The sequence below is a fragment of the Bowmanella dokdonensis genome, from assembly GCF_017254865.1.
Classification (GTDB): Bacteria; Pseudomonadota; Gammaproteobacteria; order Enterobacterales; family Alteromonadaceae; genus Bowmanella; species Bowmanella dokdonensis.
Genome location: NZ_JAFKCV010000136.1, coordinates 1 through 398 on the forward strand (window position 1 = coordinate 1; position 398 = coordinate 398).

Genomic DNA, 398 nt, shown 5'->3' on the forward strand with positions numbered 1-398 from the left:
GTAATTATTATCAAGGTGGTTTAAATGGCGTGTCAGTGACTCCGCTACTGCCTTTGCGCCTGTCTGAATCCACCAGTTACCTGGATCGGATTTACTCAATCAAGTCTGTTCGTTAAGGGTCTTATATGAAAATCACCGATATTAAATTTGCCATGCTAAGGGTACCACTTAAGACCCCGTTTAAAACGGCCTTGAGAACCGTCGAAAAGGTGGAAGATGTTATCGTTATTGTGGAAACCGATACAGGTCATGTTGGCTATGGTGAAGCCCCCGCTACGGCGGTGATCACCGGCGATACTCACGGCTCTATCATCGAAGCCATTAAGACCATGATCAAGCCAAAGTTGATCGGCGAAGACATTGAAGACCTCAATCGTATCACCCATCTTATTCAAGGC

1 pseudogene is annotated in these 398 nt (G+C 45.7%); it reads left to right on the forward strand.

What is annotated here, in order from left to right:
- Positions 1 to 125 precede the first annotated feature (125 nt).
- Positions 126 to 398: pseudogene (locus J0A66_RS21900) on the forward strand (dipeptide epimerase); the annotation flags it as partial.